Source organism: Leeuwenhoekiella sp. W20_SRS_FM14 (assembly GCF_052119605.1).
Classification (GTDB): Bacteria; Bacteroidota; Bacteroidia; order Flavobacteriales; family Flavobacteriaceae; genus Leeuwenhoekiella.
The window spans coordinates 251823-270336 of the sequence record NZ_JBGQOK010000004.1 but is presented as its reverse complement, the minus strand read 5'-3'; the positions used below and the strand labels follow the sequence as shown (position 1 = coordinate 270336).

19 protein-coding genes are annotated in these 18514 nt (G+C 36.5%); 11 read left to right on the top strand and 8 right to left on the bottom strand.

Annotation, left to right across the window (positions count from 1 at the left end):
* The first annotated feature begins 181 nt into the window (after positions 1-181).
* The 6 genes from ACEN25_RS09470 (at position 182) to ACEN25_RS09445 (ending at position 4490) form a co-directional block, all read left to right on the top strand.
* Positions 182-1561, top strand: coding sequence for an aminotransferase class V-fold PLP-dependent enzyme (locus ACEN25_RS09470; RefSeq protein ID WP_441802696.1), 1380 nt, complete (start codon positions 182-184; stop codon positions 1559-1561).
* A 148-nt stretch (positions 1562-1709) separates the two neighbouring features.
* Complete coding sequence (locus ACEN25_RS09465) at positions 1710-2213, top strand: hypothetical protein (RefSeq protein ID WP_441802695.1); 504 nt, start codon at positions 1710-1712, stop codon at positions 2211-2213.
* A 26-nt stretch (positions 2214-2239) separates the two neighbouring features.
* Complete coding sequence (locus tag ACEN25_RS09460; RefSeq protein WP_441802694.1) at positions 2240-2767, top strand: YfiT family bacillithiol transferase; 528 nt, start codon at positions 2240-2242, stop codon at positions 2765-2767.
* Positions 2768-2800: 33 nt separating this feature from the next.
* Positions 2801-3148, top strand: a complete 348-nt coding sequence (locus ACEN25_RS09455; RefSeq protein WP_396512223.1) for a hypothetical protein — start codon at positions 2801-2803, stop codon at positions 3146-3148.
* A gap of 99 nt (positions 3149-3247) precedes the next feature.
* Positions 3248-3736: a DMP19 family protein gene (locus ACEN25_RS09450; protein ID WP_441802693.1), complete on the top strand. Its 489-nt coding sequence runs from the start codon at positions 3248-3250 to the stop codon at positions 3734-3736.
* Positions 3729-4490, top strand: coding sequence for a CDP-alcohol phosphatidyltransferase family protein (locus ACEN25_RS09445; protein WP_441802692.1), 762 nt, complete (start codon positions 3729-3731; stop codon positions 4488-4490). Before ACEN25_RS09450 ends, ACEN25_RS09445 begins: the two co-directional genes overlap by 8 nt.
* Position 4491: 1 nt before the next feature.
* On the opposite strand, the gene ACEN25_RS09440 is transcribed toward ACEN25_RS09445, so the two are convergent.
* On the bottom strand, positions 4492-4953 hold the full coding sequence (locus ACEN25_RS09440) for a CBS domain-containing protein (RefSeq protein WP_028377250.1): 462 nt from the start codon (positions 4951-4953) through the stop codon (positions 4492-4494).
* Positions 4954-5089: 136 nt separating this feature from the next.
* Between ACEN25_RS09440 and ACEN25_RS09435 the strand changes: the two genes are divergently transcribed.
* Complete coding sequence (locus ACEN25_RS09435; RefSeq protein WP_441802691.1) at positions 5090-7396, top strand: M20/M25/M40 family metallo-hydrolase; 2307 nt, start codon at positions 5090-5092, stop codon at positions 7394-7396.
* A gap of 24 nt (positions 7397-7420) precedes the next feature.
* The gene (locus ACEN25_RS09430; protein ID WP_441802690.1) at positions 7421-8221 is read left to right on the top strand and encodes an SDR family oxidoreductase; all 801 of its coding nucleotides are present in this window, start codon (positions 7421-7423) and stop codon (positions 8219-8221) included.
* 82 nt (positions 8222-8303) lie between these two features.
* On the opposite strand, the gene ACEN25_RS09425 is transcribed toward ACEN25_RS09430, so the two are convergent.
* Positions 8304-9629: an aspartate kinase gene (locus ACEN25_RS09425; protein ID WP_441802689.1), complete on the bottom strand. Its 1326-nt coding sequence runs from the start codon at positions 9627-9629 to the stop codon at positions 8304-8306.
* 100 nt (positions 9630-9729) lie between these two features.
* On the opposite strand from ACEN25_RS09425, the gene ACEN25_RS09420 reads away from it, so the two are divergent.
* The gene (locus ACEN25_RS09420) at positions 9730-10371 is read left to right on the top strand and encodes a hypothetical protein (protein ID WP_441802688.1); all 642 of its coding nucleotides are present in this window, start codon (positions 9730-9732) and stop codon (positions 10369-10371) included.
* Between the two features lie 53 nt (positions 10372-10424).
* On the opposite strand, the gene ACEN25_RS09415 is transcribed toward ACEN25_RS09420, so the two are convergent.
* The 5 genes from ACEN25_RS09415 to ACEN25_RS09395 all read right to left on the bottom strand — a co-directional run bounded on the left by ACEN25_RS09415 (position 10425) and on the right by ACEN25_RS09395 (position 14946).
* On the bottom strand, positions 10425-12488 hold the full coding sequence (locus ACEN25_RS09415; protein WP_441802687.1) for a M13 family metallopeptidase: 2064 nt from the start codon (positions 12486-12488) through the stop codon (positions 10425-10427).
* Positions 12489-12520: 32 nt separating this feature from the next.
* A complete protein-coding gene (locus ACEN25_RS09410; RefSeq protein WP_441802686.1) occupies positions 12521-13021 on the bottom strand; it encodes a nuclear transport factor 2 family protein in 501 nt (166 codons plus the stop codon).
* Between the two features lie 10 nt (positions 13022-13031).
* The gene (locus tag ACEN25_RS09405) at positions 13032-13631 is read right to left on the bottom strand and encodes a hypothetical protein (protein ID WP_441802685.1); all 600 of its coding nucleotides are present in this window, start codon (positions 13629-13631) and stop codon (positions 13032-13034) included.
* 72 nt (positions 13632-13703) lie between these two features.
* Positions 13704-14147 carry a hypothetical protein gene (locus tag ACEN25_RS09400; protein ID WP_125411789.1) on the bottom strand — a complete coding sequence of 148 codons (444 nt, stop codon included), beginning with the start codon at positions 14145-14147 and terminating at the stop codon, positions 13704-13706.
* Between the two features lie 187 nt (positions 14148-14334).
* A complete protein-coding gene (locus ACEN25_RS09395; protein ID WP_441802684.1) occupies positions 14335-14946 on the bottom strand; it encodes a hypothetical protein in 612 nt (203 codons plus the stop codon).
* 223 nt (positions 14947-15169) lie between these two features.
* Here ACEN25_RS09395 and ACEN25_RS09390 point away from each other — a divergent pair, with 223 nt between their 5' ends.
* Entirely contained in the window at positions 15170-15463 is a 294-nt protein-coding gene (locus ACEN25_RS09390) for a TIGR03643 family protein (RefSeq protein ID WP_441802683.1), read from the top strand.
* 97 nt (positions 15464-15560) lie between these two features.
* Here ACEN25_RS09390 and ACEN25_RS09385 read toward each other — a convergent pair whose 3' ends face one another.
* Positions 15561-15923, bottom strand: a complete 363-nt coding sequence (locus tag ACEN25_RS09385; RefSeq protein ID WP_396512237.1) for a toxin-antitoxin system YwqK family antitoxin — start codon at positions 15921-15923, stop codon at positions 15561-15563.
* A gap of 276 nt (positions 15924-16199) precedes the next feature.
* On the opposite strand from ACEN25_RS09385, the gene ACEN25_RS09380 reads away from it, so the two are divergent.
* Positions 16200-18446 (top strand): anion permease, encoded by a 2247-nt coding sequence (locus ACEN25_RS09380; protein ID WP_441802682.1) that lies wholly within the window; start codon positions 16200-16202, stop codon positions 18444-18446.
* Positions 18447-18514: the final 68 nt, after the last annotated feature.

Below are 18514 nucleotides of genomic sequence, written 5' to 3'. Positions count from 1 at the left end.
AAGTGTTTGTTTTCAGTTCTTTCTGTAGGATGGCATTCTAATAAATTCAAGTTATATCCCTGCACGGAAAGGAGAAAATACCCCTTGCGATTGAGTCACAATCTTCTAATCTTGGCATTATCGCTTGATATTAAATAATATATGAGCAAACGCAACAGAGAACCGACTTAAAGACTAAAATATGATTGCAACATTATTCAAACCGAAAAGACCTAAAACACCTGCACTCTATAACGACTCATTTTTTAACACGTTAAGACAAAAAGAATACAGCAGACTAGATAAAGACAATCACGTATATTTAGATTATACAGGGGGTAATCTCTACAGCGAATCTCAAATTTTAAAGCATCTTAACTATTTAAAAGCGCATACTTTTGGTAACCCACACTCGTCAAATCCCACATCAAAACATGCTACCTACTTAGTGGAGGAAACCCGAAACTCTATTTTAGACTATTTTAATGCCCACGACTATCATTGCATATTTACACAAAATGCTTCAGGCGCTTTAAAAATTGTGGGAGAGTGTTACCCATTTACTGCAACCAGTGAGTATTTGCTGTTTTCAGACAATCACAATTCAGTTAATGGCATTCGAGAATACTGCCGTAATAAAGGCGGAAGTTTTAATTATGTTCCTTTAAAATTTGAAAATCTACGTGTAGATGAAGATCGTTTAAAGGAAGCACTGCATAAAAATAAGTCTGCATCAAATAAACTCTTTGCTTACCCGGCACAATCTAATGTGTCTGGAGTACAACACGATTTAAACTGGGTTGCGTACGCACAACAGCTAGGATGGGATGTATTGCTTGATGCCGCAGCATATGTTCCCACTTCGCAGTTAGATTTAAGTAAAATAAAGCCTGATTTTGTTACTATGTCATTTTATAAAATTTTTGGATACCCTACAGGTCTTGGATGTCTTTTAGTGAAAAAATCAAAATTTAATAAGTTAAAAAAGCCCTGGTTTGCAGGGGGTACAGTTACTTTGGCTTCGGTGATGGCTCCTCATCATTTTCTTATAAATAATCACGAACGCTTTGAAAACGGAACGCTTAATTACTTAGACATTCCTGCTTTAAAAACAGGACTTGAGTATATTAATGAGATAGGTATAGACCGTATAAATGCGCGGGTCAAATCATTAACTCACTACCTATGCGAAAAATTAAGTGCCTTAAAACACACTAATGAGATGCGCAAAGTAAAACTTTTTGGACCCTGTGACCGTTCAGATACTGGCGGAACATTAATTATGTCCTTTTTTGATTCTCGCAATAATATTATTCCCTTTGAACACATTGAAAAGCAAGCTAATGCAAAGAATATTTCATTACGCACCGGCTGCTTCTGCAATCCCGGGATTGATGAGATTAATAATAATCTTTCCGCAGAAGAATTAGACAGTTATTTTAGCACCAGACACACCGGCAATTACAATGAGATGATAAATACCCTACAAAAATTAAGAGGTGCAACCCGAATTTCGGTGGGGATCGCTACAAATAAAGCAGATTTAGACTATTTTATAGATTTTGTAAAACATCTCGAATAGTATTTACTAAATAATAAAGACAAATCTCAATTTCAGTTTGCTACTTTATTAGGTTTAATATTTTAAAACTGGTTCTTTCAAGGTCAATAAATTTTATATTTAAATTTTAAAACAATCAATCAAATCACAATTTTAAAATTTAATCACCTTGACAAAATCTAACTATTATCTGTTCTCAACGCTTCTGCTCATAGTCCTATCGTTTACCTCGTGTTCAAATGATGATAACACTAGTAATTATAGAAATTCATATACTACAGCAGACCTACAGATCATTCATAATAACGATTCAAAAAATTGGATTCTTGAGCGGTATTATGATCACTACAATTCAAAAACATTGAATAAAGACAATGCGTGTTATACCGATGAGCAATTTAGTTTTACAGCAAATGAAGGACAAATAACTGTTATTTCTGGTGAAGAAAATTGTTTTGCAAATGCTTCACAAACCGAACTTACAAATGCCTCTTATACGTTTTATGAAGAAACAGGCTCTGTATTTATTACCATTGCAAAAAATGCCGAACTGGGAGAAGTAACCAAATCAGTTTTCTTTAGTTTACAGCTCGTAAAGCTTGAAGAAAACTTAATGATTTTTGCTTCAGGAGAACAAAACAATTACGGTAAAGCTTTAGTTTTTAAACGCTAATTTAATTCCTGTTTAATTGTGATACCATGAATGATTTAGAAACACTTCAATATCCTATAGGTAAATTTCAAAGACCGCAGTTTATTAGTGATACACAACTGCAAACAAGCATAAAACAGATCGCTAATTTTCCTTCAGAAGTGGAACAGTTAATTAGTAGTTGTTCACCGTTTGATTTAACTAAAACCTATCGCCCTGGAGGTTGGAGTATTAATCAACTCGTACATCACTGTGCAGACAGTCACATGAACACTTTTATAAGATTTAAACTGGCGCTTACTGAAGATTGCCCTACAATTAAACCGTATTTTGAAAATCTCTGGGCAGAACTACCAGACACCCATAAAGTTGACCCGTCTATCTCTTTACAAATTATAAAAGGTGTGCATTACCGCTGGGAAGTACTGCTCAACTCATTAACACTTAATGATTTTGCAAAAGAATATATACACCCCGAACTTGGCGAACGCTTTACGCTAGCTGCCGTACTTAGTATGTACGAATGGCATTGCAAACATCATCTAGCTCATATTAAACTGGCAATCAACTCCTAAAAAAGTCTTATTTTAGTAAAAGACTTAAAAAATATGCAAAAGACCTGTCCGGAGTGTGGTGATAAAATTATAGGAAGAGCAGATAAAAAATACTGTAGTGATGCCTGTAGAAATACCGCAAATAATAAACTGAATACAGACAGTAAAAATCTATTGCGCAACACAAATAATAAGTTGCGTAAAAATTACCGCATCTTAGAAGCGTTGAATCCAGACGATAAAACTAAAACCACAAAGGCTAAACTACTTCAAGCAGGTTTTGATTTTGATCTGTTCACGAGTATTTATACGACTAAAGCGGGCACTATATATTATTTTGTCTATGACCAGGGTTATCTTCCGCTTGACGGAGATTTTTATGCGCTCGTAAAACGAAATTAAATAGTATTCTCTTTTGATTTATCTTTGTAGCTTGAAGAGCACAGGTGTCGTCCCGGGCTCAACGAACTTTTTACTGAAAAGTTCTAGTTATTATTCAGAATGCAAAATTTAAATCAAGTTCTTTCCCTAGAGGACAATCAGGCACTAATTCTTGCCGTAGGTGAAATTATTACACCTAAAATTAAAGAGCGCGATCAGTTTGATCACCTCAACACAGCAGAAAAAACCTTTATCTATCTTGATGTGTTTGAAGCTGCTCTACACACCGGTAACTTTGAATCTTTTTTTATAAACTCAGGCCAGTTAGCTCATGAAATCCTTGAAGCGTATCGCGCTATTGGTGCTACTAAAACCGTTGTACTCTTAGAACAGGCTATAAGTAGATTTCCAGATCATAAGGTTCCTAAAAACCCCTCAGCACGTGCTCAGGTTATAGACCAAATGCACGAGTCAACGTTTGAGTTTTGGGATTCACTATTTCAAAAACTATTTGCGAGCGGTGAGCCTGTAGCAGATTTGCTTGCAGCATACATACGCAACCACAAAGACCAGTTTAGTGTAGAACCTAATACAGGTTCTCATGTCTAAACTACCTAAAAAGTACGCGTTTACAGATCTATCTGATTATGGTCGTGCAGGCGGACGATTTATTGCAAGTAATCTAAAAGAAACTTCATTTACACCTATTCATATCACAAATGCTTTTATATGTGCAGGTATAGCAGCTGTATTTTGCATTCATTATGGGCTTTATGGTGCTGCAGCACTCTTATTAATACTAAAATCTATTCTTGACGCTGCAGACGGCGAACTCGCGCGCATAAAAAACACCCCATCTTATACCGGGCGTTATTACGATTCTATTGCAGATATTATTTTAAATTTTTTGATTTTAATTGCAATTGCACAGGCAACACAAACACCACTTTGGTTTGCGCTTTTAGCTTTTTTAGGTCTTCAACTGCAGGGTACACTTTACAATTATTATTATGTAATTCTACGCAACAGGCATAATGGAGACACCACAAGCCGCGTTTTTGAGAATGTTACACCCTTAGCATTATCAGGCGAAAATCAAGCTACAGTAAACTCGATGTTTTTAATGTACACCATTTTATACAGCGCTTTTGACAAAGCCATTTACTGGCTCGACCCTAAAGCAATACAAGGCACAAAATTACCGGGCTGGTTTATGACTGCCGTATCTGTGTTTGGCCTGGGCTTTCAACTGTTGGTAATAAGTTTACTCTTGTTTTTGAGATTAGAAATTTACATCATCCCTACACTCTTAGCAATGACGCTGCTAATCCCTGTATTTATTGGAGTACGTAAATTATTATAACCTATTTCCAGGTTGCGCCTTTAAGTTGCAGGGCTGCTTTAATGACATCCATTTGGCTTATTTGTCCTACTAACTTTCCGTCTTCAACTATGGGAAACCGTCTGTGTTTACGTTCAATAAAAAAACGAGCAGCATCAAAAACATTCATATTTCCGTCTATGGTTTCCACATCAATCGCCATATTTTGACCTACTGTAGCATTAAGCATAGGCAGGTTATGATACCGGCTATCTGAAATATGTTTAATACAATCTCCTTCAGAAATAACACCCAGCAACTCATTGTTTTCATTGACAACAGGAGCTCCTGAAATGCGATTTTTAATGAGTTTTTGCATAACCTCCATAATCGATTGATCTGGAGTAAATGTGATTAATTTACGGGTCATATAATCTGCCACCGTGATGTTTACTTCTTCTTCCACAACCTTTGAGCGCTTGCCCATAAAACTCTTGATTCCCATATGATTAGATTTTAGATTCCTTAAGTTAGTTAATTTTTTTAGAAATCAGAAAATGAATTTTGGAGCCTAAGCCCTTGTATTTTTAGAGTTGCGGGTAATAGGTATTCCTACTACCTTTAACGCACAATACCCGTTTATGAAAACAAACTACGCCGCTATACTTTCCTTTTTACTGATATTAGGACTTCTCTATTTCAGTTTTTACACACATAAACCGCAAAATATATCGGGTGCAGACACGCCGATAACTCAATTTTCTACAGTACGCGCACAAGCATACGTAGATTCTTTAGCGCAAATGCCTCATGCAGTAGGAATGCCGGCACATCAAAACGTACAGGATTACGTTGTAAAAACCTTAGAAAACTTAGGACTTGAAGTTGAAATACAGAGTGATTTTGCTTACAAGCCGGGCTGGGGAGCACTAAGCAGAGCCGAGAATATAATTACAAAAATACCCGGTGACGGTACCGGTCAGACGCTTTTATTAATGTCTCATTATGACAGCGCACCACATACAGATTCTCGAGGCGCCAGTGACGCAGGTAGTGGGGTGGCTGCCATTTTAGAAATAGTAAGAGCACATATAGCTAAAGGAGAAACCTCTAAAAATGATATTATTATTCTCTTTACAGATGCGGAAGAATTAGGCTTAAATGGCGCATCTGTATTTGTAAATAAACATCCCTGGGCAAAAGATGTAGATCTTGCTTTAAATTTTGAAGCACGCGGAAGCGGAGGCCCTTCTAATATGATTGTAGAAACTAATGGAGGTAACGGAGCGCTTATAAAAGCGTTTGCAAAAGCGAATCCGTCGCACCCGTATGCAAACTCCCTAATGTATAGTGTGTATAAACTTTTACCTAATGATACAGATTCTACAGTTTTACGTGAGAATGGTGATATAGATGGATTCTTTTTTGCCTTTATAGGTGACCATTTTGATTACCACACCGCTAATGACATCCCTTCCCGTTTAGACCCGGAATCTCTAGAGCATCAGGGTCGATATCTTACAGCGCTTTTAGACTATTTTAAAGATGCCAATCTTAATTTGAAAGCAGATGAAGACTACGTTTATTTTAACCTTCCGCTGCTTAAAATGGTGTATTATCCTTTTAGTTTTATACTCCCTATGCTTGTAGTTGCGTGGATTTTGTTTTTTGTGGTTTTATTATATGGAATACGAAAGAAAGAAGTAAATCTTGCTTCTGTAGGACGTGGTTTTTTACCTCTTTTAATTGCCCTCATTTTTGCATATATCTTGAATCTGGGCTGGAAATTAATTCTTGCACTAGATCCTGCTCAGGCAGATATTCTACAGGGATTCCCGTATAATGGCTACGAGCTTTTAGCTGGTTTTGTGGCTTTAATGCTTGCGATAACATTTTTAATCTACTATTTTTTCTACAGGCCTAATGATGCTGCCGCACTTAGTTTTGCTCCGTTGTTTTTCTGGTTATTAATTGCAACCGGAGTAGGTATATATCTCGAAGGAGCTTCGTTTTTTGTGATTCCGGTTTATTTTGGGTTGCTTTCAATCTTTTTAATTTTACGCAGCGGTAAACCTTATTTATTACTATTAACGCTTCTTTGTGCTCCTGCCCTTTTCATAATAGCCCATTATATTAAAGAGTTTCCGGTAGGACTAGGACTCAAAATGCTTGTTGCAGCAATGATACTCACCGTTTTATTATTTGGTCTTTTGCTTCCGATAATGGGGTATTATAAGATGAAAGCTAAACTTGCGATCCTGTTTACTCTGGTGAGTATAGGCGCATTCATTTCGGCGTATGCCAAATCTGATTTTACCCAAGAGCGTCGTTTTCCTAACAGCCTTAACTATGTATATGATGCAGATAGCGGGGCTACATTTTACGCTACCTATAACACACATCTTGACGACTGGCTAAAACAAACCCTGGGCGAAAACCCAAAAATAGCTTCAGAAGTTTATGAGGCACCAGGCTCTGGGAAATACGGTTCACGATATACATTTGCTAAAGAAGCTCCTAAAAAATTTATAGCGCCTTCTCAAGCCTACACGTCAAAAGACACAATAATAGACGGAAAGCGGCATTTAAATTTCAGTATTTTTCCGCAGCGTAATGTAAATGATATGGTTTTACTAGTTTCTCAAGAAACTGTATTTAATAAATTAAGCTTTAATGGTCAGGAAGTAGAGGCGAGACCGGGAGAAGCATACCCACTAGCCGATAGAAATTCTAATTATTTATTGAGTTACAGACTCACAAACAGAGAGCCGCTAGAAGTACATTTAATTACAGAAAGCACAACAGATCTCAATTTTACGCTACTCGATTACAGTTATGATCTTTTAGAAAACCCAGACTTTGACTTACCTTCGCGACCCAAAAATACAATGCCAATGCCTTTTGTAAATACAGATGCGCGCATTACCATACAGCGTATTGCTTTTTAAGAGAAACGCTATAAGAAAAATTATATGAGTACGATTGCTATTGCTGGTTTAGGTTGGTTAGGGTTGCCTCTGGCTTCTCAATTACGGGATTTAGGCCACACGGTAAAAGGTTCTGTAACATCAAAATCTAAACAAGAGGAACTAAAAACCTATGGTCTTGATGTCTATCAGGTTGAGATTGCTGAAGACGAAATACGTGGCGAAATAAATTCGTTTTTAAAAGATACTGAAATTCTTATCGTTCTAATACCTCCCGGATTACGCCGAAATACAGGGCACAATCACGCTTTACGAATGGCGCAATTTCTAGACGCAATAGAAAAATCGCAAATTAAAAAAGTGATTTTAGTAAGTAGTACAGGCGTTTATGATGATTCACAAGGTAAAGTGACTGAAGCAGACATCCCAAAACCCGAAGATTCTAAAGGAAAACAGCTTGTAGAAGTAGAACAGCTATTCTTTAAATCTGCTGCAGTACAAAGTACGATTATTCGTTTTGGCGGACTTTACGGTGGTAGTAGAAATCCTGTGAAATATCTTGCCGGCAGAACAGGTTTAACAAACGGTCAAGCCCCTGTAAATATGATACATCGTCAAGACTGTATAGGAATAATTCTAGGTATTATTTATAAAAATGCCTTTGGTCATATACTTAACGCTGTAAACCCAGAGCATCCTACAAAAGAGGTTTATTATACGCAACAGGCACAAAAACTGGGTCTTGAGCCGCCTCAATATGAGGTAGAAGACGCGACGCTATTTAAGCAAGTAGATTCGGCAAACCTACAACCACTTATAGGGTACACATTTCAAAAAAGCCTATAAAAAAACCCGGCAAGCACATCCCGGGTTTTTCATGTTAGTCTTCTGGTTGGTCAGAAGACAGGCTAACACTAACTAACAAAGTTTAGGCTACTGTTTCTTGAAGTTGAAACAGTTGTGCATTTAAATACTGTAGCGCATTAATTTTTTCACGTGTAGGCACGAGTAGAGAGATATTATTATTACTACCCCCATAGGCAATCATACGTACTGGAATAGAATTTAAAATCCCGAAAGCTTTATACGACTCCTGGTCTGCTATAAGATTCTCTCCTACAATACAGATGATACTGTGATCTTCTTCTACCGTTACTTCTGCAATAACAGAAAGTTCTGTTATGATACCTTTTAAGTGACTGGTATCATCTATTGTTAATGAGATAGCCACCTCAGAAGTAGTAACCATATCAATAGAAGTCTCGTGACGGTCAAATACCTCAAAAATGGTACGTAAAAAACCGTGAGCACCCAGCATACGATTTGATTTAATTTTTATTGCCGTGATACCATCTTTAGCTGAAATCGCTTTTAAACCACGGTTGTGATATTCATTAGAAATTTTTGTTCCGGGAGCAGAAGGTTCGAATGTATTTTTTAACCATACCGGGATATCTCTGTCTATTACAGGAGCTACCGTTTGTGGATGTAAAATTTTCGCACCAAAGTAAGCCAACTCCGCAGCCTCATTATAGGTCAAATGCTCTATTGGGTTTGTACCTTCTACATAACGCGGGTCGTTATTGTGTAACCCATCAATATCTGTCCAGATTTGTACCCCGTCTGCCGCAACCGCAGCAGCAATAATTGTTGCGCTAAAGTCGCTACCTCCTCGTTTAAGTGTTGCCAGTGAACCGCGTTCATCACGACATACAAAACCTTGAGTGATGTATACCTGTGAAGGGTTTTGAGTGAGTTGCGGTAACAATGCGTCAGAAACGTTTTCTATATTCGGATTTTCAACAGAGCCTACATTCATAAAGGAACTGGCATCCAGCAATACGTTATGTACATTTTCCTGAGTTAAAAATCTTGAAAACAGTGATGTTAACATCGTTTCCCCAAATGTCACCAACTCAGCATATGTGGTAAGTGTACGGCCACCTATTGCAATAGATTCTATCTCACTTATAAAACCTTCGATTTGAGCTCTCGCATCGGGTTGATTAGCAACGGTAAATAAACTATCTATAGCCTCGTTATGTTTTGCACGTAACTGCTCAAGTACAGCGGTAATTTCATCTGCCTTTTTATCTATACTCGCCTGATTGAGGCTTACTAATAAATTAGTCACACCAGACATTGCAGATAACACTACAATTTTAGGACTTTCAGTAACCGCTAGTATTTCTACTACTTTTCTAATATTTTGAGCACTTCCTACAGAAGTTCCTCCAAATTTTAAAACATTCATCTTCATTAATTTAGTAATGCATAGTTAAGTCGAAAAAAAGAAGACTGAAAAAAATTCAACAATTTTATATAAATTTGTACAAATTGTTAAATATATAACATTGAAAACAATCACATCTGTTGTAGAGCAACTTATCAAACATCAGCCATATACGGAAGATGCGCTGATGCGAAAGATTATTAATTATAGTGCCCTTGCTGAAGATTTTCAGCCTAGAATAGAAAAAGAGTTGGGCAAATCTGTAAACGTAGGTTCTATTGTAATGGCCTTACGCAGATATTATCCCCAAAAACGATTAGATGAGCGTGTGATGCGCGATCTGGGCGATATCGTGGTGCGTAGTGGCATTACAGACTTTACATTTCTAAATTCAAATACCATTTTAGAAAGTCAGTCAAACTTGATGGAGCAAACTAAAACCATACCTAAAGCCTATCTAACCTACTCAAGCACCTTTCACGAGAGTAATATTCTAGTGTCTAACGACCTTACACAACTTGTAGAACGATGTTTTGAAAAAGAAACCTGTGTTATGGTTAAACACGATCTTTCTTCGTTATCTATTGCTTTACCCGCAAACAACTCTAAGACCGTAGGTCTATACTTCTATATCTTTAAGCTTCTGGCCTATGAGGGGATTCCTATTTTTGAAGCCATTTCTACTTCAAATTATTTTACACTGTTTCTAGAAAAGGAATATGTGAACCAGGCCTTTGCTTTAGTTAATGAAATAAAGGGATAAAAAAACCCGGAAGCTTTGCTTCCGGGTTTATGTTTTTTTTAAAAAGATTTTAATTACCAGATACGTACCCGCTTTTCAACAGGTAAAAACATCGCATCTCCTTCTTTAATGTTAAATGCCTCGTAGAACGCATCAATATTTTGAAGTGGTACGTAAGCTCGGTACATTCCCGGAGAGTGAGGATCTGTTTTAATACGTGTTCTTAAAGCATCATCACGCATCTTTGTACGCCAGATAGTTGCCCAGCTGATAAAGAAACGCTGTTCTGCTGTGTAACCATCTATAGGTTGAGGTTTCTCATTCTTCTCATAGAATTTCTGTAAACCGGTATAGGCCGCTAGTACGCCTCCTAAATCCCCTATGTTTTCGCCCAAGGTAAATTTTCCGTTTATAAATAAGCTGTCTGCAACTTCTATAGCGCTATACTGCTCTGCAAGAGCACCACTACGTTCTGAAAATGCACTTAAATCTTCATCGGTCCACCAGTTTTTTAAGTTACCATCACCGTCAAAACGCGAACCACTGTCGTCAAAAGCGTGAGAAATCTCGTGACCTATAACCGCTCCTATACCACCATAATTCACCGCTTCATCTGCCTGATAATTATAGAAGGGGGGTTGTAATATGGCTGCAGGAAATACAATCTCGTTAAATGAAGGATTAAAATATGCATTTACCGTTTGTGGAGACATACCCCATCTTGTTTTATCTACAGGCTCTTTATAGTCTGCATTGTTTTTATCTTCTGCCCAGGATCCTGCTGCAAGTAAGTTTTCAAAGAACGTTTTATCTGCACTTATTTCGAGTTTAGAATAATCTTCCCACTTATCAGGGTAACCTATTTTTACAGTAAATTTATTCAGTTTGTCTATCGCCTGAAGTTTTGTAGAATCGGTCATCCACTCCAGGTTGTTGATACGATCTCTAAAGGCTTCTTTAATATTGTCTATCATCGCTTCTGCTTTAGCTTTCGCCTCTGGCGGAAACACTTTATCAACATACAATTTACCTAAAGCTTCTCCCAGTGTATTGTCTACGGTCTCTAGAGCGCGCTCGTCTGCCGGTTTTTGCTTAGGTGTACCGTTTAAAGTTTTGCTGTAAAACTCCCAGTTTGCATATTCTAACTCTGTAGTTAATGCATCTGACCACGAGTTAAGTGTTGCCCATCGCATTAATAATTTAAGATCGTCTAATGGTGTTTTTGTCAATACATTTTGAAGCGATTTCATGTATTGCGGCTGTAAAACAATAACCGTATCAACTTCTTTAGACAAACCCTGATTTTCAAAATATGTTTTCCAGTTTATTGCTGAAGTCATCTTTTGAAGTTCTGCGACACTACGTGGGTTATTCATATTACGTGCATCTCTGCGTGCAACCTTATCTAAACGCGGTTCTGCAAGTTGAGTTTCTAATGCTAAGATACGGTCTGCTTCGGTTTTTGAAGTAGCCTCATCATCTCCCGCATATTGCAATACCCAGCTAATATATGCTTTGTATTGCTCACGTATTTCTTTAGATTTTGCATCCTGCTCTACGTAATAGTCACGGTCTGGCAAACCTAATCTTCCCGGAGCGATATAGCCCGCGTTCATCTTACTGTTTGAAAAGTCTGAAAACACGCTGAAGTTTACAAATGGTGAAACCGTACCGTTACGTTCCTGACTCACTTTCTGTATGTCTAAAACAGAAGTGATAGCAGCAATACTTTCTAATGCAGGTTGAAGCGGCTTTAAACCGGCTTCGTTACGAGCAACCGTATCTAACTGCCCTTCATATAAAGCAAGTGCTTTTGCCTGATCTGTTTCTGGCCCATACTTGCCTTCTTTTTGCGCATCTGCAATAATTGTAAGTACATCTTCACGGGTTTTTTTACGTAATACACTAAAACCTCCCCAGGTAGATTCTTCTTCAGGAATCTCGGTGTTACGCATCCAATTACCATTTACAAAATCGTAAAAATTATCTTGAGGTTTTACGAGTGTATCCATATTTGCAAGGTTGAGCGCTGGTATTTTAACCTCGGCTATCTCCTGCTTTTTAACTTCCTCTTTACAGGCCGTTAAACTTAAAATCCCAACCGAAACCGGGATTATCATTCGAACGATTTTATTCATAAATCATTTTTGAAATTAGGGTTTATTATAAATTAATTAGCACGCAGCTTTGTAATAAGCAAGCTGTCGTGTTCTTTTTTAAGTGCTGTAACTTCTGAAACATTTTCATTAGGCACAGCAATAGAGAGTACATAGTGTTGCACTTTCCAATTATTATCTTCAAAACGCATGACTCCAGATCCTCTACAGATTCCCATTTGGGTATCTAACAGCTCGTCAAACCAGGCTATTTTTGATTTTTTGGGATGGTAAATTGTACGTTCTAATGTTGTAAAATTCCAGGCTTTGCCAGCCTCAAAATAGGGTTTAGCAAATGTTTTGAATTGATCTAGCTGCCAATTTTCTTCTGCATCGGTACCTATAAAAACAGCATCGCGAGTCATAAGCGCAAAATAGGCATCAAAGTTTGCGTCTGCGGCTGCCTTATGCCAGTTTTCTAACTGCGAATTAATAGCCATTTCTGAAGTATCTCGTTGCTGAGCAACTAAAGACCCTGCTAATAAGGTGAAAATAAAAAGAAACTTTAGTCGCATAATTCGTGTTTTATTTTAGCCCCTGCGCTGGTGTTAATTTAGAAAGTGTTGCTGCTTTTCTTATGGAATCTCGAGAAACAGATAAGGAATCTGCTTTGATCTCATATTTTTCTAATAACTCTTCAATAGACTCCTGATACTTTAAATTTATTTGAAGCTTTAGATTTTGAAAAGCATTAAAGAATTCTGTGGCTTCTTTATTTACAAGTGCTGTGTCTATTTTAACTTTAGATGCTTCCTGAACGAGTGTATTGGTTTTAGAAAAAAGAACATTAAGTCGGGATTGAATTGCCGGGTTAACAATACTATCACTTACCTCCTTCTGCGCATTTGCGGCGTTTTTAATCCACTCACTTCCCTGTTTACGTAAATAATACAGTGTTATTGTATCTAGAGCGTTAACGTGTTCTGTAAGAAATTTAAATTCTTTCCACGATTCTATCTCTTCTTGAGCCGTAGTGGTTAAAAAGATCTCCTGTTTTAGCTGAGGCTGCATCTTGATTGATAAAGTATCTGTGGCTAAACGGGGGTCTACTGCAACTTCTTGTTTTTTGTTGCAGGAAGCAAAAAGCACAGTGAGTAGAAGAAAGGCTAAAATTGTAAATCTCATAGCCCAAAAATACGCAAAGCTTTCCATAAAAAAAGCCCCTTAAAAAGGAGCTTATTAACTGGTATTGTATGATCACATAATGTGATTGATTTCTTTATTAAGCGTATCAAAAGCTTGATAAATTGTTTTTAAATGATCTTCTACTACACGCTCTCGAATCTCATCGCGATTTACTTCGGCATAAAATTCATTCACTTCTTTTTTAACTTTCTCAACTTGATTCTTAATTTCAGGTAGCTCTAAATCGTCAGGAATATTTTTTATCATTGAGTCGCAATTTTCGGCGAGCTTATTGCGCATATCTACGGCATTCAATGCATTTGTATTAGAAATTAATATTATAGTTTTTTCTAATGCTAAGTATCCATCCCACTTTTTAACCGCTTCTTTAGCATTGGGTTCTAATTGTTCAACATTAGCTTTTAAAACCAAATTTTGAGACCTTTCTGTACCCGAGTTTTTACACGATACTATCGAGGCAAAAATTAGTAATACTATGAACAATTTGTTTTTCATTAAAAAATCATGTTATTTCAAGGTGTAAAATTAAGATAATGCACTATTCTTAAGAATTTTATACTAATAAAGTATTCCTAATAATTAGCTGTAAAATTCTAAAAACAAGTACCTTTTATTAAAACACTGTTAAAAAAAAAGCCTGCTGTAGCGCAGGCGTTTTTTTCATTAAGATAAATCAATAACGTTATTGATTATCGTCAAGAATAGTTTTACCGTTTTTAGAAACTGTTTCTTTGAGCTCCTCATTTAGATCTGCATAAGCTTCCATCAACTCCTCTACCTGATTATCAATTTTATTTTTGTCTGTACCTGATTTAGCAATTACAGCTTTTAAATCTGCTACTTCTTCCTTGATATCTTTTAAATCTTCCTGTACTTCTTCAGTAAGTAATGATTTAGGTATTGTAGTCTCAAGATTAGATGCTTCTACTTCTAATTGTGAGATGTAATCTTTAATTTCCGCTTGCGGAACTTCTTTCAGATCGAGTGCCTTAACGCTGTTAGAAAAAGTTTTTAGATTTTTCCACCCATCAACGTCTGCTTTCAATTTAGGATCTACATCTACCTGATCCCAGTTAATTGAGTAATCGTCTGGCATAGCAGGCTTTTCTATTGACCCCAGATCATCTACTCCTGCATCTGCATAGCGCTCTTTTTCTGTAACGGCGCTGTCTTTTACATTTTGCACTTCTTCTGTTGCTTCATTTACCTGCGCTTCTTTATCTGCGTCATTTTTACAACCTATAAATGCTAAAGTCACTAATAAACCGGTAGCGGTTAAACTTATATATTTCATAATGTTTTTTTTAAATGTATATAAAAGTAAAATTAAAAGAGATACTCAGAACTAAACGATTTGATACTATAAAAATTACTTAAACTTTAGCTAAATCTTTAAGAGACTTTTTGATTTCAAATAAACTTAACCTCCTAAAAATTAAGGTTAACGCAATTTTAAAATTTAAATAGAACCTATTGAATATCTTTGTTTAAAAACTAATTGTCAAAAAGAATTATTAATGAGTACTACTAACTATTCAGAAAAGTTTAGCGATCGTGAGATAGACCGAATTATTGAAATGGCCTGGGAGGATCGTACAACTTTTGATGCAATCGAATTTCAATTTGGTTTAAAAGAGCAGGAGGTAATCGAATTGATGCGTCGCCAGATGAAACCATCTAGTTTTAAAATGTGGCGCGAACGGGTACAGGGGAGAGCTACGAAACATGCAGCTAAACGTAGTTTTGAGAAAGGCACCTTTAAAAGTACCAGACAGAAACAAATTACCCATAACAAAATAAGTAAGCGATAATATATTGCTACTGTGTAAAAGAAAAGCCGTTAATCTCGTGATTAACGGCTTTTTAATTTTTTTAAAGAACGATTTGTTCTAACTAAAGAGTTTAGTTTTATTCGTTACTTACTACACGATCACCTGAAAGTTTCCATGTATTTACTGCTGTAATTTTTGACCCGCTGTAATCAACTTCACGTAATGTGTTTTCATTCCAGAAAAACCATTTACCCGTTTTCTCTCCATTGTCATAATTTGCAACAGCTGTTTTAGAGCCATTTTCATCATAGCTCACCCACTCACCAGTTAACTTACCATCTTCTGTGTAATAACCCTTCTGACTAACTTCTCCGTTGTTATGAAACAAAGTTGCTTTAATCAAATTACCGTCTTTCTCGTAAACATTCTTTTGCTTCTCTTGTGCAGATGCAAAACTTACAACACCCATTAAGGCAATAACAACTAGTAACTTTTTCATAATAAACAGTATTTGGGTTAAACTTTACTTTACAAATCTATGAATAATTTAAACATATAGCAATGTTTAGGTAACATTAAATTAACATTGAATGATTAATTGACTATATATCAATATTTTAAACTTGTTTTTTTATTATAAACTTAGGTAACACGGGAGTTTAATTGTGTTTTTTAACTAAATTATAGACCTCAACATACACTACTTATAACTTTATCGTAACATACAGCCTAAAAATAAGTATCAAATTTGCAGGCTGAACTGATTCATCTTAATATGGATAATATTTACCTGATTATGCTTATTGCTCTAGCTATTTTAGCTATTGCAGATCTTGTTGTGGGAGTGAGTAATGACGCTGTCAACTTTTTAAATTCTGCCATAGGATCTAAAGCAGTCTCCTTTAAAACTATAATCATTGTTGCCAGTGTGGGTATCGCTTTTGGTGCGCTATCTTCAAGCGGAATGATGGAAGTTGCCCGTAAAGGAATTTTTGTACCCGAAAAGTTTTACTTTGACGAAATCATGATCATTTTTATGGCCGTGATGCTTACCGATATTCTTCTTCTTGACTTTTTTAATACTTTGGGATTACCTACCTCTACAACGGTTTCTATTGTATTTGAATTACTGGGAGCTGCATTCTGTATGACTTTTATAAAACTGGCCGGAAGCTCAGACACGCTCTTGCATCTGGGAGAATACATAAACTCAGACAAGGCTATAGAAATTATAACCGGAATTCTCCTCTCGGTCGTCATCGCATTTACAGTAGGTGCCCTCGTCCAGTTTTTCACGCGACTCCTACTTACATTTGATTTCAAAAAACGTCCTATATGGAATGCTGCGGCATTTAGTGGAATAGCGATAGCCTCTATAAGTTACTTTATCATTATTAAAGGTCTAAAAAGTGCAGATTTTGTTCAGGGAGCTTTTCTAGATTGGGCAAATGCTAATGTATGGCCGTTTATAGGAATAAGTTTTGTCGTTTACTTCATACTAAGTTACATTCTCATTAAACTCGTTAAACTTAATGTTTACGTTCTGGTGATTATAGTAGGTACTTTTGCTCTGGCAATGGCATTTGCCGGTAATGACCTGGTAAACTTTATAGGCGTACCTATGGCTGCTTATAATTCATACGAAATATGGATGGCGAGTGGCGAACCTGCAAGCTCTTTTACAATGGAGTCACTTGCCGAAAAAGTACCTACTCAACCGTTACTTTTATTATTTGCCGGTCTGGTTATGATACTTACACTCTGGTTTTCTAAGAAAGCACGAAGAGTGGTAAAAACCTCTGTAGATTTATCGCGTCAGGATGAAGGTCAGGAGCGTTTTAAATCAAATATGGTTTCTCGTGCTTTAGTACGTGGAGCAATGAAATTAAATGTAGGATTCAATGCAATTCTACCTCAAAATATAAAAGATTACATAGAAGTTCGGTTTTCTAAGCCTAAGTCATCTATACGTGTTGCAGCGATAGACATGCCTGCTTTTGATCTTGTACGTGCCGCAGTAAACCTGATGATTGCCAGTGTTCTTATCTCTGTTGCAACATCATTAAAATTACCCTTATCTACCACTTATGTAACCTTTATGGTGGCTATGGGTAGCTCATTAGCAGATCGTGCCTGGGGTAGTGATAGCGCAGTGTATCGTGTTGCCGGTGTTCTTAATGTTATAGGAGGCTGGTTTATGACTGCAATCAGTGCATTTACCGCAGCTGCAATCATGGCCTTTATTCTTTATGAGGGCGGAAGTGTTGCACTCTTTTTACTTTTTGCAATTGCAATCGCAATATTAGTGCGTAACTACATGAATCATAAAAAACGTTCTGAAGCTGAAGCTGAAGAAGGACGTCTAATGCGTGCCGTTAGCAGCTCTATACAGGGTATTATTAATGAAAGTACTACAAATGTAGCTTCAGCATTTAAAAGAGGAAGTAAAGTGTATGTAGGTGCGATTGAAGGGCTTGCTAAAGTAGATCTCGGTAAGCTGCGAAAAAGTAAAAAGGGTATTACAAAGCTTAATGCTGAAGTTGAAGAACTGCGTAACAGCCTTTATTACTTTATTAAAAACCTAGATGAATCTCACGTACAGGCCAGTCGTTTTTACATAGATGTATTAGGCTATTTACAAGATGTCACGCAATCTATTGACTTTGTAGTTACCTCTAGCTACAATCACCTTAATAATAATCATAAAGGCCTAAAGTTTACACAGCTTAAAGATTTAAAGGAAATTGAAGAAAAACTTGATACACTTTTCAGTAAAATTGAAGATACCTTTAAAGCTAAAAACTTTGATGCCATTGTACCTATTTTAGAAGAAAAACAAGATCTTTTAGATAGTGTTTCAAGCAAGATTGAAAAGCAGGTAGAACGCACTAGAAACAGCGATTCTAGCCCTAAAAATACAATGCTTTATTTTAGCTTACTTCAGGAAACTCAAGATCTTATTGTAGCTACCATGAATATCTTAGAGCACTATTATATAGAACACAAGAAACTCATGAAGTAATTTATTTACTTCATAAAAAAGCCGAAAACGCATTGTGTTTTCGGCTTTTTTATTTTGTACCAAAACCA

What these genes read in the sequence shown, in the direction of transcription:
- ACEN25_RS09385 (WP_396512237.1), bottom strand. Translation starts at nt 15,923, where the DNA reads ATGAAAAAGTTACTAGTTGTTATTGCCTTAATGGGTGTTGTAAGTTTT.
- ACEN25_RS09430 (WP_441802690.1), top strand. Translation starts at nt 7,421, where the DNA reads ATGAGTACGATTGCTATTGCTGGTTTAGGTTGGTTAGGGTTGCCTCTG.
- ACEN25_RS09460 (WP_441802694.1), top strand. Translation starts at nt 2,240, where the DNA reads ATGAATGATTTAGAAACACTTCAATATCCTATAGGTAAATTTCAAAGA.
- ACEN25_RS09410 (WP_441802686.1), bottom strand. Translation starts at nt 13,021, where the DNA reads ATGCGACTAAAGTTTCTTTTTATTTTCACCTTATTAGCAGGGTCTTTA.
- ACEN25_RS09390 (WP_441802683.1), top strand. Translation starts at nt 15,170, where the DNA reads ATGAGTACTACTAACTATTCAGAAAAGTTTAGCGATCGTGAGATAGAC.
- ACEN25_RS09445 (WP_441802692.1), top strand. Translation starts at nt 3,729, where the DNA reads ATGTCTAAACTACCTAAAAAGTACGCGTTTACAGATCTATCTGATTAT.
- ACEN25_RS09395 (WP_441802684.1), bottom strand. Translation starts at nt 14,946, where the DNA reads ATGAAATATATAAGTTTAACCGCTACCGGTTTATTAGTGACTTTAGCA.
- ACEN25_RS09425 (WP_441802689.1), bottom strand. Translation starts at nt 9,629, where the DNA reads ATGAATGTTTTAAAATTTGGAGGAACTTCTGTAGGAAGTGCTCAAAAT.
- ACEN25_RS09435 (WP_441802691.1), top strand. Translation starts at nt 5,090, where the DNA reads ATGAAAACAAACTACGCCGCTATACTTTCCTTTTTACTGATATTAGGA.
- ACEN25_RS09455 (WP_396512223.1), top strand. Translation starts at nt 2,801, where the DNA reads ATGCAAAAGACCTGTCCGGAGTGTGGTGATAAAATTATAGGAAGAGCA.
- ACEN25_RS09450 (WP_441802693.1), top strand. Translation starts at nt 3,248, where the DNA reads ATGCAAAATTTAAATCAAGTTCTTTCCCTAGAGGACAATCAGGCACTA.
- ACEN25_RS09440 (WP_028377250.1), bottom strand. Translation starts at nt 4,953, where the DNA reads ATGGGAATCAAGAGTTTTATGGGCAAGCGCTCAAAGGTTGTGGAAGAA.
- ACEN25_RS09400 (WP_125411789.1), bottom strand. Translation starts at nt 14,147, where the DNA reads ATGAAAAACAAATTGTTCATAGTATTACTAATTTTTGCCTCGATAGTA.
- ACEN25_RS09415 (WP_441802687.1), bottom strand. Translation starts at nt 12,488, where the DNA reads ATGAATAAAATCGTTCGAATGATAATCCCGGTTTCGGTTGGGATTTTA.
- ACEN25_RS09470 (WP_441802696.1), top strand. Translation starts at nt 182, where the DNA reads ATGATTGCAACATTATTCAAACCGAAAAGACCTAAAACACCTGCACTC.
- ACEN25_RS09380 (WP_441802682.1), top strand. Translation starts at nt 16,200, where the DNA reads ATGGATAATATTTACCTGATTATGCTTATTGCTCTAGCTATTTTAGCT.
- ACEN25_RS09405 (WP_441802685.1), bottom strand. Translation starts at nt 13,631, where the DNA reads ATGAGATTTACAATTTTAGCCTTTCTTCTACTCACTGTGCTTTTTGCT.